Source organism: Devosia sp. (assembly GCF_041917035.1).
Lineage (GTDB): Bacteria > Pseudomonadota > Alphaproteobacteria > Rhizobiales > Devosiaceae > Devosia_A.
Genome location: NZ_JAYRYM010000099.1, coordinates 1 through 13,207 on the forward strand (window position 1 = coordinate 1; position 13,207 = coordinate 13,207).

Consider the following 13,207-nt stretch of genomic DNA (forward strand, 5'->3'; position numbering starts at 1 on the left):
TGGTGGGTCGCGCCGTGGCGCGGGGCATGATCGCGCGACGGAGTGGCAAGATCATCAACATCTGCTCGGTGATGAGCAACCTCGCGCGGCCTTCGATCGCTCCCTATGCCGCGAGCAAGGCGGCGATTGCCAACCTGACGCGCGGCATGGCCGTCGACTGGGCCAAGCACGGCATCAACGTCAACGGCATCGCGCCTGGCTACATCAGCACCGAGATGAACGAGGCCCTGCTGGCCAATGCGGAGTTCACCGCCTGGGTGGAGAAGCGCACGCCGATGGGCCGCTGGGGCGCGCCGGCAGAGCTCGGCGGCGCTGCCGTCTTCCTCGCGTCAGAAGCAGCATCCTTTGTGAACGGACATATCCTCTATGTCGATGGCGCCTTCACAGCCACGGTTTGAGCCGGCCCGCATCATCATCGCGATGGGCGTCGCCTCGTCGGGCAAGTCCGCGGTGGGGGCAGCGCTGGCGCGCCGGCTTCACGCCCCGTTCCTCGACGGCGACGGCTACCACCCGGCTGCCAACAAGGAGAAGATGCGTGCCGGCATTCCCCTGACCGACGAGGATCGCTGGCCGTGGCTCGAAACGCTGGCGCTGGCCCTCGCCGACGCAGCGAAGCAGAAGGGCGTTTCGGTTGGCGCCTGCTCGGCCCTCAAGCGCGCCTACCGGGACTTCCTGACCGAGAGGGCCGGGGAACCGATCCTCTTCGTGTTCCTCGACGGCGACATCGAGGTGATCCGCAAGCGCATTGCGGCGCGACAGCACGAGTTCATGAACCCCCGTCTGCTCGACAGCCAGTTCGCGACGCTGGAACGACCGGACGATGATGAAAATGTGCTCAGGGTCGACGTATCCGATCCCGTCGAGGCGATCGCCGGTCGCGTGGTCAAGGACCTGGGGCACCTGAGGGCGTTCAAGCGCGGGCAGTAGTCAGAACCCGAACGAGAACTGCCCGGTGGGCGAGGCGGCGTGCTCCAGGGCCAGCATCCGCATCTTGGCGCGCACGCCCTCCGGTGCGGAAAATCCCCCGGTGCGGCCGTCCGCTGCGAGGACACGGTGGCAGGGCACGATCAACGGGATGGGATTGGTCCCCATGGCTGTTCCGACGGCCCGCGACAGCGCCACGTCACCCAGCCAGCGGGCGATGGCACCGTAGGTGGTGGTTTCGCCCCAGCCGAGGCTGCGGATGCGCCCGTAGATCCGCCGGTTGAAATCCGCAACACCATCGAGGTCGAGGGTCACATCGGTGAAGTCGTCCCGAGCGCCCTCCGCGTAGGCGCGGAGACGCCCGGCAAGGCCTGCCATCCCATCCGGCGCCTCGTCGCCGCACACGGCGGAGAGCCGCTGCCGCATGGTCATTGGCGGGTCACCCGGAAGAAGCAGGCGAGAGACGCCCGCTCCGGTCCAGCCGAACCCGAGTGTTCCCAGTGCCGTTTCGACCAGCCGATAGCCCATGCCCGGCACAATAGCGCTCGGCAGGGGCCGGTCCAACCCGGTTTCGACCCGGGCGAGCATTGGGTCAGAGGGCCTCGCTCTCCACCACCAGTTCCCAGTTCTCGCCGATCGCCATGTGTATCTCTGCCGCCACCAGCGGCAACAGGGCATTGAACTCGTTGCGGTCCCGCTCGGGGATCAGCCACGTGCTGTCGCGCGGATTGTCCCAGTTCACTTGACGGTCATAGAGCTCATTGAGACGCCTGAGGCGCCGAAGCAGGTCGGCAGAGAACCCCCAGAACCCGAGTTCGGTCGGGGTTCCGTCGATGAACAGCGGAGCGAGCCCATGTCCGACCAGCCCGTAGTCGACACGCATCGTGACGCGTTTCATCGCCCGCCTCAGGTCGGCGCGCCACCCTGCCCCGGCGCCGGACCGCGTCCATCCATCCACCGGGTCGCCTTGTCCTTGAGTTCGACGAACTTGCGGGACACGCCCGAAATGCGCGCATCCCACTCCGGGTTAGGCGACTGGCCGGCGGTGGTGCGGAAATACACCTGCATCATGCAGGCGATGGCAAAGGGCTCGATCAGGGCCGCCTTCACGGCCCAGGCGAAGATCAGGGCAAAGACGAACCCGCCGGCGGCCCAGCCTCCGGGAATGAGCCAGACGATCAGGGCCGCCGGTGCCAGCATGACGAGAAAGACGACGAACGCCAGCAGGTAGGTGATGGCCGTCAGCCATGCGGCGTTCTTCAGCATTGTCGGGTAGTTCTGGGCGTAGAGCACGAGTGCCGTTTGCGCCGACGCCCAGGGGTTGGAGGCATTGGTCCGGATGCCATAGGCGAGGATGACCTCGTCGACGAGCCCGACCGAGATGCGCAGGAAGGCCCGGATCAGCCCGACGACGTTGGTCAGGCCGGGGATCGGCAGGATCGAGGCGACGCCCTGGATCAGACCGATGATCGCCCCGAGCACTCCCTTGATCAGCTGGTCCACGGCGAACAGCACGTTGGCCTCGACGAAGCGCGCCTTGACGATGCCGGTGGCATAGTCGATCTGCCCCTGCCCCGCCGGGATCTCCTCGCCGTCCAGCAGCTTGACAAGCACGGCGATGTGCCCGGCCTTGACGATGTAGAGGATGTATTCGCGCAGGAAGAACAGGACTCCGGCGGTCAGACCGAACCCGATGATGCCGCCCCACAACGTCGCTCCGGCGCGGAAATCGACATCCCCGAAGGCGCCGATTCCCCAACCGACGCCCGCACCGACACCGGTGGCCAGTACGAAGGCAACGGAGATCGCGGCATATACGACAATACGGAGCACAACGAAGGGGAGGGTTCGACCCATCATCCCCAACGCCTGCCCGATGGAAAAATCCCACATCTGTGGATGCCCTCAGGTAGCCCGCCGCACTGAGATAGTACGGGATTCCCCTTGGCCGGGCAATTCGGTCGTCGGTGGCTGACCCGGTTCGACCGGCCGCCCCTTGCGAGTCGGCGGAAATCCGCTACCCTGAGCTCAGGACGCATATTGGGGCCGGACGTGACGCAACCAGAGGTCTTGCCGCAACTTCGCGGGTCCGGTTCTTGTCGCCAGGTGTCCCACCGCCTCACGGTTTGCAGCTGACCGTGACTTCCAGCTTGGTTATCCGTCCTTCCATTGTGCGGCTGACGCAGATTGCTGCCATACTGCTGTTGCTGGCCAAAGCGTGGGTGACGTTCGTCCACCCGCCGCTCGGTGACGAGGCCTATTACTGGCTCTGGGGACAGAGGCCCGACTGGTCGTATTTCGACCACCCGCCCTTGCACGCCTGGCTGCTCGGGGTGGTCAGCGCCCTCGGCTGGTCACTGTTCTCCCTGCGGGCGCTGGCCTGGGCGACATTGCTGGGAACGCTGTGGGTCTTCTGGCTGTGGGCGAAGCGGCTGAGCCCCGAGAACCCCGGAAGTTGGTGGTGGCCGACGGTCGCGCTCTACCTGGCGTCACCGCTTTACTTCGCGATGACCACCATCGTCTTTCACGACCACCTGCTGATTTTCCTGGTCGTCGCCACCGCGCACTGCCTGCTGGTCTTCGCGGAGAAGTTCGAAGCCGGCCACCGCGACTTCCGATGGCTGTATGCCGCCGGAGTAGTGCTGGGGCTCTCGGTGCTGACCAAATACAACGGCGCGCTGCTCGGACTCGGGATGGCGTTGTTCTTCCTGGTGCACAAGCCGGTCCGCGCGGTGTTGCGCACGCCGCATCCCTATCTCGCCGCCCTGGTCGGCATGGCGATGCAGGCGCCGGTCCTGTGGTGGAACCTCAACGAGGGGTTTGCCTCATACACGTTCCACATTTCCGAGCGCTGGGGGGGCGAGATACCGCTGGACCCCAACCCAAACGGCCTGTCGCGCTATTTTGTCCAGGCCCTGCTGTGGGTCTCCCCGTTCGTGTTCCCGGCGATCTTCGGGCTGATCCGCAAGCCGTTGGGGGCGCCCTTCGCAGATCGCGCCCGCGTCCTGGCGCTGTGCATCTTTGGCATATCGACACTCACGACGACTGTGCTTTCGCTGTTCGTCGAGGTCTACTTCTACTGGAACATCGTCGCCTACCCGCTGCTGATGCCCCTCCTGGCGGGAAAGATGCGCCGGATCTGGGTCTGGGCCCTGCACCTGTTGTACGGTCTCACCATTGCCGCGCTGCTGACGGTCAGCACCGTGATCCCGGTGTCCACTCTCAACGGACGATCGGACTGGACTCTGGCCTCGACCTTCGGGTGGCCAGAGGTGGCGGCCCGCGTCGAGGCGCTGAAAGGCGAGCACCAGATCGGCTTCGTCGCGGCCACGGGCTACCAGATCGCCGCTGAGGTGGGGTATGCCATGCGAGACCCGGACGTCGTGACCATCTCTCCGCGTCACGACCAGTACGACTACTGGTTCCGTCCGGAGGCGCATGTCGGCGAGGATGCACTCATCGTCGCCGATACCCGCTTCGGGGTCGACTACATCTCCCAGTTCTTCGAGGAACTCGTTCTGCTCGAGGAGGTCCCCTACGAGCGGTTCGGGTACCTCATCTACACGCCGTCCATCTACCTCGGCAGAGGCTTTCGGATCCCCGCGGACGACTAGTCAGGCAGCGGCCGCCCGGCCGCGGCCGCGATCCTTCGTTCAGGCGAGCATCACTGCTGCCGCGGCGACCAAAGCCGGTGCGGTCTGCACCCAGAGTATGCGCCTCCCCACTGTCGCCGCACCATAGATGCCGGCCACCGCAACGCAGCCAAGAAAGAACAGCTTGATCGGATCGCCGGCCTCGCCGAGCGCCACTCCCCAGACGAGGCCCGCCGCGAGGAAACCGTTGTAGAGGCCCTGGTTGGCCGCCAGCACCCGGCTGGCCCGGGCGAAGTCCTCGGTGGTTCCGAAGACCTTCCGTCCCCGGGGCGTCGTCCAGAGGAACATCTCGAGGATCAGGATGTAGACGTGGATTGCAGCGACTGCTGCGGTCAGTACGCTGCCGATCATGCCAGCTTCTCCTCGAACGGCCGCTATCGGGCCCCGTGTCAGTTCGCTTCGCACGCCGCCAGCAGCGCGTCGATTGCCTTGCGCGACCCCTGCAGGGAGAATGTGCGGGCGGGATAACGGCCCTCGACGTCGCCGATCTCGAGGCTCCGCCCCGACCGGAGCAGGTCAAGAAGTGGCGCATCGACAGGGATATCGCCGGCGTGGCGGGCGTCCATTTCCTCAAAGACCATGGGCAGGATCTGGCTGCCCTGTTCCGTGGCAAAGCGCACCGAAACGGTCCCGTCGAGCTCCGCGGAACCGTCCTCCCCGCTCGCGAGATCGTAACGCATCCAGACCGTACCCGAGGTGCAGGTCAGCAGAAGAAACACGTCGCTGCGTTCCGGCGCGCAGGCCGATGTGGTCAGCACAGGGCCGCCCTCGTCCTCCATCATCTCCGTTGACCAGTTGGTGCAGGACTCGGCGGCCTGGCCGGGGGCGCCCGAGAACACAAGGACGGGCGCAATGCAGGCGAGAAGCCGGGCTACCCGGGCAGGGCTGTAGTCTCTCATTTGTCGTCTCCCTCGAATGACACTTCGATCCGCTGGAACAGCGGACCCTGCTTCATGGTGTCGAGCCAGCGACGGAACTCCGGGATGCCGGAGAAGCCGGCCCGGCGGGCGTCCGTCTCACTGACATCGTCCGGGGACAATTCGTCGATGCGGCCGATGCGGAGCGTTCCGAGCTTCGTCTTCAAGGTCCCGCCGGACCTGACCGTGGGCCGCGTCCAGCGCCGGAACTGCAGGGTGATCTCGCCCCGCCTGATCGCCTCGAGAACCTCCAGCTTGAGCAGCACGATACCTCCTGAGGTCCTGTCCTCGTGCGGGCGGCGGGACTCGAACCCGCACGGGTGTACACCCTCGGGATTTTAAGTCCCGTATGTCTACCATTCCATCACGCCCGCGCCGAGGTGGTCTGCCACAGGGGCAGCAAGGCTGACAACCGGTCAATTGGCTGGCAGGGTGCGGACAGAAAAGGGGGAGCCAGCTTGACGTCGGGACCATGCGTCGGAGTGAAGATCACGGCTGGCCTGGGCAACCAGATGTTCCAGTATGCAGCGGGCCTCGCGCTGGCGCAGCGCCTCGGGGCTGCTCTGGTCTGCGATGTCAGTCACTACCGGCGACAGCGCCGACAGGACCGGCCGCTGGGGCTCGAGCAATTCGGCATTGCGATCGATGCGGACCGGGTGCCGCCGTACAAGCCGGGACGACGCCTGGCGGTGGCCCTCGGGCTGATGCACCGCCGCTTCCGGGGAGCGAGCGTCCTCCGGCAACGAGAGGGTTTCGATCCAGCCTTCCTGTCGGCTGGCGCGACGACGGCCCTGGTCGGGTATTTCCAGTCGTGGCGCTACTTCTCGGGATACGAGGCCAGCGTTCGCCAGACCTTCGACACGGGCAGACTGTCCACGGCACGGACGGCCGCACTCGAGGCCGAAATCCGTGCCGCCGAGCATCCGGTCGCCGTGCACGTCCGGCGCGGCGACTATCTCGTCAGCCCACAGGCCAGTGCCTATTTCGGGGTGCTCGGCCCCGACTATTACCTGGCCGCCCGCGAGGCGCTGGAAGCCCGGATACCGCGACCCACCTACTTCCTGTTCTCCGACGACCCCGAACGCGCCCGTACCGAACTCAGCGACTGGCCGGGACTGCGGCTGGTGGCAGGCTACTCTGGAGCGGAGGACCTGAGGCTGATGTCGCTGTGCCGGCACTTCGTCATCGCCAATTCCACCTTCAGCTGGTGGGGGGCCTGGCTCGGCGCGGCAGCCGACAAGCTGGTCATCGGTCCGCAGCGCTGGTTCGGGCCAGACTACCCCCTCCCCGTCGACGTCGATGACCGGCTTCTGCACGGCTGGCTGCGGATCTAGCCTCACCAGCGCTCGAGGAGGCCGAGCCGTTCAGAGCCGATCGAAGACGTCCACCGTGAGCCTGCCAGTGCGCAGCAGATGCTGCACCACATAGGTGACGGACAACGCGTCATCGAGGGCATCGTGCCCTCTGAGCGGCGGATGCTCGACGCCGAAGTACTCGACCAGCCTGTTGCTCGGCGTACGGGCGATATCCTCGACAGGCATGCCGGCGGCCAGAACCAGCTTGACGGCGTTGTCGAAGCGGCCGGCCGGGATCGGCGGCGTCACGCCGGCAATGTAGCAACTGATCGCGAGCATATTGAGTTCGTCCTTGCCCCATGACCAGCAGCGAGCGCCGTGCGCAAAGCGTTCAAAAGCGGCCAGCACCTCCGAGAGTGGCTGGCCGGCGCGCTCGATGTCATCCTCGGTGATACCCGTCAGTTGGGTGAAGAACGGATCGAGCCCGTATCGCCGGCCGTGTCGATCGAGCGGCGTGACATAGGCCCGGAATGTCTCGATGATCTCGAAACCGCCCTCGAGCGCAATCCGTGCGGCGCCGACCTGCGCGATGACGGGATCGGGATCGATTGCGGCGCACCAGAAGCGTCGCTGCGAGCCCTCGAGACACAGGAACTCGCAATCGAAGATGACGGCTGATTTCATGAGAGCCTCCGCTGACCGGCGGAGACCATATGCGACAGTTTGTCTCAGTCCAGCCCGACGAAGGTCGACGATCAGTCGGTACCACCGGAGATCGGCGGCACGTAGGCCACGTCCAGGTCCCAGGGGAAGAAGATCCAGGTGTCCTGGCTCACCTCGGTGATGAAGGTGTCGACCATCTCGCGGCCCTTGGGCTTGGCATAGACGGTGGCGAAGTGGGCGCCCGGCAACATGTCGCGCACGACGCGCGCCGTGGCGCCGGTATCGACCAGGTCGTCGACGATCAGGATCTTGCCACCGTTTCGCGCCTTGACGAGCAGTTCCTCGGTGATCGGCTTGAGCACCTTGATGCCACCTTGGTTCTGGTGGTCGTAGCTCTTGACCGCAACGCTTTCGACGACGCGGATGTTGAGTTCGCGCGCGACGATCGCGGCCGGCACGAGGCCACCGCGGGTGATGGCCACCAGTGCATCGAAGGGGCCCAGTCCCTGCAGGCGCCAGGCGAGCGCGCGGCTGTCGCGATGGAACTGGTCCCAGGTGACCGGAAACGACTTCTGGCTGGACTGTGTCATGGATTCTCCCTGGCGGACATTTGCCGCGCGAATTCAGTAGGCCTCGACGGTATCGGACAGGCCGGCCTGGCGATGGGCCTCGCCCACCATGGATTTGACGCGCTCGGCAGCGACAGCCAGCCGGTCCTCGTCGGCGCACCGCAGCACCAGTTCCGTCATCACATGGGTCTGCCCCATTTGCGGGTAGCTGCCCATCTTGACGTCCGGAAACTCGGCCTGGATGGCGCCGAGCGCGGTACCGATGCTGCCTTCGCCCACCCGGCAGCGGATGGTGATGGACTTCACCTTGCGGCCGCCCTCGAGCGTCGGCGCCACGGCCTCCAGCATGGCGCGCATGATCACCGGCACCCCGGCCATGACGTGTACGTTGCCGATGCGGAAGCCGGGGGCGGCACTGACCGAATTGGCGATCAGCGTTGCCCCCTCCGGGATGCGGGCCATGCGCAGGCGCGCCGCGTTGACCTCGGTGCCCGTCTGCCGCCATCGCGCCTCGAGCATGGCGCGGGCCTCCGGGTTGATAGTCAGCGGAACGCCGAACGCCTTGGCCACGGCGTCGGCGGTGATGTCGTCGTGCGTCGGGCCGATGCCGCCTGTGGTGAACACGTAGGTGTAGCGCGCCCGCACCGCGTTGATCGCGTCGACGATCTCGCCTTCGACATCGGAGACGACCCGCACCTCGCTCAGCGCGATGCCGAGATCGGTGCAGAAATCGGCGACGGCACCGATGTTCACGTCCTTGGTCCGCCCCGACAGGATTTCGTCGCCGATGACGACGAGAGCGGCGGTGACGGTGTGGGACATGGCTCAGCCCAAGCGGACAGCAAGGCGGATGCATTGCCCAAGGCGCGCGGAAAGGTCAAGAAGCCCGCAGTGATTGCCACAGTCCCGTCACCGGGATGAACGGAGTTCTCCCCTTTTCTTGGCGCGGCCGAACGCATACCTTCGGCAATCTGTACGGAGCCCCCCCGATGGTCACCTTTGTCGACGCCGAGAGCAAGAACCGACGCACCTCCGGCGTCATTCCGCTGCACGGCGAAGCGGGGTTCGCCGGAATGCGCAAGGCTGGCCGACTGACGGCCGAAGCGCTGGACATGCTGGTCGACGAGGTCCGCCCCGGCGTGACGACCGCGGCGCTCGACCGGCTCGCCTACGCCTTCGCGCGCGACCACGGCGCCATCCCGGCGACGCTGTTCTACAAGGGGTACCGGCACTCGATCTGCACGTCGATCAATCACGTCGTCTGCCACGGCATCCCCGAGGAGCGGCCACTGCGGGAGGGCGACATCGTCAACATCGACCTCACCCTGATCGTCGATGGCTGGTATGGGGACAGTTCGAGGATGTACCCGGTCGGCGAAATCAGCCGCAAGGCCGAGCGGCTGATCGAGGTCACCTACGAGAGCCTTGCCGCCGGCATCGCGGCGGCCCGGCCCGGCAACACGACCGGCGACATCGGCGCGGCCATCCAGTCGCACGCCGAGGCGGAACGGACCAGCGTCGTGCGCGACTTCGTCGGCCACGGGGTGGGTCAGTTGTTCCACGACGAGCCCAACATCATGCACTTCGGCGTGCCCGGCACCGGGGTTCCGCTGAAGCCGGGCATGATCTTCACCATCGAGCCGATGATCAATCTCGGCCGCCCGCACGTGAAGATCCTGTCGGACGGCTGGACCGCGGTCACCCGCGACCGGACGCTCTCGGCGCAGGCGGAACATTCGATCGGCATCACGGCGACGGGCAACGAGATCTTCACCCTGTCTCCACGGGGGCTGTTCAACCCCCTCGACGCCCGTCGCTGAGCCATGGCGAGGGGCGAGGCGAAACCGGACGGTCTCGACGAAGCCCCCAGCCCGCACTATGCGGGTCATCGCGAACGCGCCCGGCAGAAGTTCCTGCAGGTGGGCGCCGACGCCCTGCAGGACTATGAGCTGCTCGAGCTGATCCTGCAGATCATCATTCCGCGCAAGGACACCAAGCCCATCGCCAAGGACCTGCTGACCAGGTTCGGCTCTTTCTCCGGAGTGTTTGCCGCCCCGTCGACGCGGCTGAGCGAGGTCAAGGGGCTCGGAGACATATCGGGCACCAACCTCAAGATCATCCAGGCCGCGGCGCAGCGATTCGCCCGCGACCGGGTGGTTCCGGACCTGCCGATCCTCAGTTCATGGTCGGCGCTGATCGACTATTGCCGGGCGCAGATGGCGTTCAACGACATCGAGCAGTTTCGCATCCTCTTTCTCGACAGGAAGAACCGGCTGATCGCCGACGAGGTGCAGCAGGCGGGAACCGTCGACCACACCCCGGTCTACCCGCGCGAAGTCATCAAGCGAACGCTCGAGCTCAGCGCCTCGGCCCTGATCCTCGTGCACAACCATCCTTCGGGGGACCCCACGCCGTCATCGGCCGACGTGCAGATGACCCGCCAGATCAACGACATCGCGCGCCCCCTCGGGATCACGGTGCACGACCACATCATCATCGGCAAGCACGGGCACTGCTCGATGAAGGGCCTGAAGCTGCTTTAGGCGGTTCGGCCTATGGAGTCTCGGGCACCGCGCGCCTGATCTGGGCACGCAGCCCTCGCAGCGCGCTCACCAGCCGGGCATTGGCCTTGAGCCGCCGACGCAGGTGCTGCCACAGGAAGTGCGCCCCGGCCGCCAGGTCGCCCACCGGGGTCAGTGGCACGTAGTGGTGCCGGACGGGGACCTGCACATTGCACCAGTGCCGCTTCTCGTCGGTGAGGCCGGTGCCCATGTCGAACACGCGAATGCCGGCGTCGAACACGCTCTGCATGACGCGGAGCAGGCACTGCTTGCCCGGAGAGCCGGCCTGGATCGCAGGATCGGCGCTCATCGAGGAGATCAGGCAGAACATCCGGTCGCCGACAACGACGTTGTAGCGCACGGCAACGATCGCACCGTCCAGTCGCAACACGTGCAGCACGAGCTCGGTGCCCGAACCGGCGGCCGCGAGCGAGGCGTAGAACAGCCCGATGCCCGGGCATTCGAACGGATTGTCGATGCCCATGTCGCGAAAGCGGGCGGCGCGCTGCGCGAACATGGTGTCGAGTACGGCCTGCGCGGCCGCACCATTGCCAAGAACCTCGAAGCCCACCTCGCCCAGCGCGTCGAGGCGATCGCCTTGCTGGCGGTCATGCTTGCGACGCGACCTGTTGCGCTGCGTACGATCCGCCTCGGCAAAGCTCGTGAACTCGGCACGATGAAGGGTCTCGGCCGCGATGGACTGTCCCAGCTCGGCGAACAGGTCGATGCCGTCATGCAGCGTCGCCGGGATGGACTTGAGATAGACCACGTCCGCATCGGCGAGCGGCGCCAGCATCGCCGACCACAGCGCGGCCCGGCCGACCGAACCGAGCTCGGCGAGAACGGCCGGATCGATCAACGGCGCGTCGCAGCCGACATGCGGTCCGGCGAAAAAGGATAGCAGCCGGACGCCGCGGACCCGCCGGCGCACCAGCGGCAGCAGCGCCACGGGGTGTCCGTTGCGCTCGGCGAGGACGTAGTACTGGTCGTCGGCCCGAATGCCGAGCGCCGAGACCCAGGTGGCTATGACGGTCCGGCTCTGGGCCGGAGACTGTGGCGGCACACGGGAGGCCAGCGCGTCCCAGGCATCCGCCACGGCGTCGATATCGTGGAGCAACCGCACCGTGACCGCGCTGGAGGGGCGCGACGCGGCGGCGGTTGCCGACGGGGCCGAGGTGGCAAGGGCTAGCGTCGCCAAGGTTCCACTCTCCAGGAGAAGCGTGCGGGCAGTGTCATCGCCCCGCATGAATCTCCGGTTGACTTTGGCGTGGCGGGCGCTGCCGGCGGCGGAAATCGGAGCGCAGGGTTAAGCGGGGCTTACCCGATGGTCTGCAGGACCGGAAAGGTCTCCTGGAACCAGTAGGCAATGCGGGTGAACTGACCGGTGAGAAAGAGCACCCCGGTCAGTACCAGCAGCCCGCCCATCACCTTTTCGACGGTACCGAGGTGCTTGCGGAAGCCGGAGAAGAACGACAGGAACGGCCCGATGGCGATGCCGGCGAGCAGAAACGGCACGCCCAGGCCGAGAGAGTAGACCGCGAGAAGGGCAGCGCCGTCGAGCGCCGTCTCCCTGGTGGAGGCGACGGCCAGGATCGAGCCGAGGACCGGCCCGATGCATGGCGTCCAGCCGATGGCGAAGGCAAGGCCGAGGAGAAAGCCGCCGACCGGCCCGCTGGCGGCGCCCGGTCCCTGGTGCCGGAGCTGGCGATCGAGCAGGCCGATGCGGTAGACGCCGACGAAGTGCAGGCCCATCGCGATGATGAAGATGCCGGCGATCGGCGTGAGCACCGGCAGGGCCTGCCGGAAGGCCTGCCCGAGCGCCGTCGCCGTGATGCCGAACAGGATGAAAACGATCGAGAAGCCGGCGATGAAGAAAAGCGAGGTGAACACGCTCTTTCGCCACAGGGCTCCGGCCGTCGCGCCATCCGCCCGCAACTGGTCGAAGCTGGCGCCGCTCATGTAGGTGAGATAGGGAGGCACCAAGGGCAGCACGCAGGGGCTGAGAAAACTCAGCACCCCTGCCCCGAACACCAGCCAAAGCGAAAACTGATCCATTGCGGCCGCAGTCATAGTCGGTTCGCGGCGCAAGGCAATGTGACGGGATGGCTCTCGCGCGGTTGTGAGAGACGTTTCCTCGGGGCGGTGACGTGCGGGGGCCGGTACATCCGCAACGGCCCCGGGCCACGCCGGGGTGACATCGCGCCTGATGCGAGGTATCAGCCTCGAACATTGAGAGTTGCTGACCTCGACGAGCGCCCCATGACCCGGCCCATCCGTATCGCTCCCTCGATTCTCTCGGCCGACTTCTCCCGGCTGGGCGAGGAGATCCGTGCCATCGACGCGGGCGGAGCGGACTACGTCCATGTCGATGTCATGGACGGTCACTTCGTTCCCAACCTCACCATCGGGCCGCTGGTGGTATCGGCAATCCGGCCGGTGACCGGCAGGCATATCGACGTGCATCTGATGATCGCCCCGGCCGATCCCTACATCCCGGCCTTTGCCAGGGTCGGCGCCGACACGATCACGGTGCATGCCGAGGCCGGACCCCACCTGCATCGCTCGCTGCAGGCGATCCGGGCGGAAGGCAAGCGGGCCGGCGTGGCGATCAACCCGGCGACCCCC

Annotated in this window: 18 protein-coding genes and 1 tRNA gene; 7 read left to right on the forward strand and 12 right to left on the reverse strand. The window is 66.4% G+C overall.

Annotated elements, in window-relative coordinates; translation table 11 throughout:
* The coding region (locus ACE3TU_RS11675; protein ID WP_374624344.1) for an SDR family oxidoreductase at positions 1-398 on the forward strand (398 nt) is incomplete at its 5' end.
* Entirely contained in the window at positions 373-927 is a 555-nt protein-coding gene (locus ACE3TU_RS11680; RefSeq protein WP_374624346.1) for a gluconokinase, read from the forward strand. The genes ACE3TU_RS11675 and ACE3TU_RS11680, both read left to right, overlap by 26 nt.
* Here ACE3TU_RS11680 and ACE3TU_RS11685 read toward each other — a convergent pair whose 3' ends face one another.
* The 3 genes from ACE3TU_RS11685 to ACE3TU_RS11695 form a co-directional block, all read right to left on the reverse strand.
* Entirely contained in the window at positions 928-1,356 is a 429-nt protein-coding gene (locus ACE3TU_RS11685) for a methylated-DNA--[protein]-cysteine S-methyltransferase (protein WP_374624348.1), read from the reverse strand. It abuts the gene before it with no gap.
* A 160-nt stretch (positions 1,357-1,516) separates the two neighbouring features.
* Positions 1,517-1,822 carry a hypothetical protein gene (locus tag ACE3TU_RS11690; protein WP_374624350.1) on the reverse strand — a complete coding sequence of 102 codons (306 nt, stop codon included), beginning with the start codon at positions 1,820-1,822 and terminating at the stop codon, positions 1,517-1,519.
* Between the two features lie 8 nt (positions 1,823-1,830).
* Positions 1,831-2,784, reverse strand: coding sequence for a hypothetical protein (locus ACE3TU_RS11695; RefSeq protein WP_374624352.1), 954 nt, complete (start codon positions 2,782-2,784; stop codon positions 1,831-1,833).
* 344 nt (positions 2,785-3,128) lie between these two features.
* On the opposite strand from ACE3TU_RS11695, the gene ACE3TU_RS11700 reads away from it, so the two are divergent.
* Positions 3,129-4,538, forward strand: coding sequence for a glycosyltransferase family 39 protein (locus ACE3TU_RS11700; protein WP_374624354.1), 1,410 nt, complete (start codon positions 3,129-3,131; stop codon positions 4,536-4,538).
* A gap of 39 nt (positions 4,539-4,577) precedes the next feature.
* Here the strand turns inward: ACE3TU_RS11700 and ACE3TU_RS11705 are convergent, their stop codons facing one another.
* The 4 genes from ACE3TU_RS11705 to ACE3TU_RS11720 form a co-directional block, all read right to left on the reverse strand.
* Positions 4,578-4,928 (reverse strand): DUF1304 domain-containing protein, encoded by a 351-nt coding sequence (locus ACE3TU_RS11705; RefSeq protein WP_374624356.1) that lies wholly within the window; start codon positions 4,926-4,928, stop codon positions 4,578-4,580.
* Positions 4,929-4,966: 38 nt separating this feature from the next.
* The gene (locus ACE3TU_RS11710; protein ID WP_374624358.1) at positions 4,967-5,476 is read right to left on the reverse strand and encodes a hypothetical protein; all 510 of its coding nucleotides are present in this window, start codon (positions 5,474-5,476) and stop codon (positions 4,967-4,969) included.
* Positions 5,473-5,760: a hypothetical protein gene (locus tag ACE3TU_RS11715; RefSeq protein WP_374624360.1), complete on the reverse strand. Its 288-nt coding sequence runs from the start codon at positions 5,758-5,760 to the stop codon at positions 5,473-5,475. The genes ACE3TU_RS11710 and ACE3TU_RS11715 overlap by 4 nt, the downstream gene beginning before the upstream one ends.
* 25 nt (positions 5,761-5,785) lie before the next feature.
* Positions 5,786-5,868 (reverse strand) — tRNA-Leu (locus ACE3TU_RS11720).
* A 108-nt stretch (positions 5,869-5,976) separates the two neighbouring features.
* Here ACE3TU_RS11720 and ACE3TU_RS11725 point away from each other — a divergent pair.
* On the forward strand, positions 5,977-6,828 hold the full coding sequence (locus ACE3TU_RS11725) for an alpha-1,2-fucosyltransferase (protein WP_374624362.1): 852 nt from the start codon (positions 5,977-5,979) through the stop codon (positions 6,826-6,828).
* Positions 6,829-6,858: 30 nt separating this feature from the next.
* On the opposite strand, the gene ACE3TU_RS11730 is transcribed toward ACE3TU_RS11725, so the two are convergent.
* The 3 genes from ACE3TU_RS11730 to ACE3TU_RS11740 all read right to left on the reverse strand — a co-directional run bounded on the left by ACE3TU_RS11730 (position 6,859) and on the right by ACE3TU_RS11740 (position 8,843).
* Entirely contained in the window at positions 6,859-7,473 is a 615-nt protein-coding gene (locus ACE3TU_RS11730) for a 3'-5' exonuclease (RefSeq protein ID WP_374624364.1), read from the reverse strand.
* Positions 7,474-7,544: 71 nt separating this feature from the next.
* Complete coding sequence (gpt, locus tag ACE3TU_RS11735; protein ID WP_374624366.1) at positions 7,545-8,042, reverse strand: xanthine phosphoribosyltransferase; 498 nt, start codon at positions 8,040-8,042, stop codon at positions 7,545-7,547.
* Positions 8,043-8,075: 33 nt separating this feature from the next.
* Positions 8,076-8,843: a competence/damage-inducible protein A gene (locus ACE3TU_RS11740; RefSeq protein WP_374624368.1), complete on the reverse strand. Its 768-nt coding sequence runs from the start codon at positions 8,841-8,843 to the stop codon at positions 8,076-8,078.
* A 167-nt stretch (positions 8,844-9,010) separates the two neighbouring features.
* On the opposite strand from ACE3TU_RS11740, the gene map reads away from it, so the two are divergent.
* Complete coding sequence (map, locus tag ACE3TU_RS11745; RefSeq protein ID WP_374624369.1) at positions 9,011-9,841, forward strand: type I methionyl aminopeptidase; 831 nt, start codon at positions 9,011-9,013, stop codon at positions 9,839-9,841.
* Positions 9,842-9,844: 3 nt separating this feature from the next.
* Positions 9,845-10,564 (forward strand): DNA repair protein RadC, encoded by a 720-nt coding sequence (gene radC, locus ACE3TU_RS11750; protein ID WP_374624370.1) that lies wholly within the window; start codon positions 9,845-9,847, stop codon positions 10,562-10,564.
* A gap of 10 nt (positions 10,565-10,574) precedes the next feature.
* On the opposite strand, the gene ACE3TU_RS11755 is transcribed toward radC, so the two are convergent.
* Together ACE3TU_RS11755 and ACE3TU_RS11760 are read right to left on the reverse strand one after the other, a co-directional pair.
* Positions 10,575-11,780, reverse strand: coding sequence for a GNAT family N-acetyltransferase (locus ACE3TU_RS11755; protein ID WP_374624372.1), 1,206 nt, complete (start codon positions 11,778-11,780; stop codon positions 10,575-10,577).
* Positions 11,781-11,899: 119 nt separating this feature from the next.
* On the reverse strand, positions 11,900-12,637 hold the full coding sequence (locus tag ACE3TU_RS11760; RefSeq protein ID WP_374624374.1) for a cytochrome c biogenesis CcdA family protein: 738 nt from the start codon (positions 12,635-12,637) through the stop codon (positions 11,900-11,902).
* Positions 12,638-12,841: 204 nt separating this feature from the next.
* On the opposite strand from ACE3TU_RS11760, the gene ACE3TU_RS11765 reads away from it, so the two are divergent.
* Positions 12,842-13,207: ribulose-phosphate 3-epimerase (locus tag ACE3TU_RS11765; protein ID WP_374624376.1), on the forward strand; the 366-nt coding region annotated here is incomplete at its 3' end.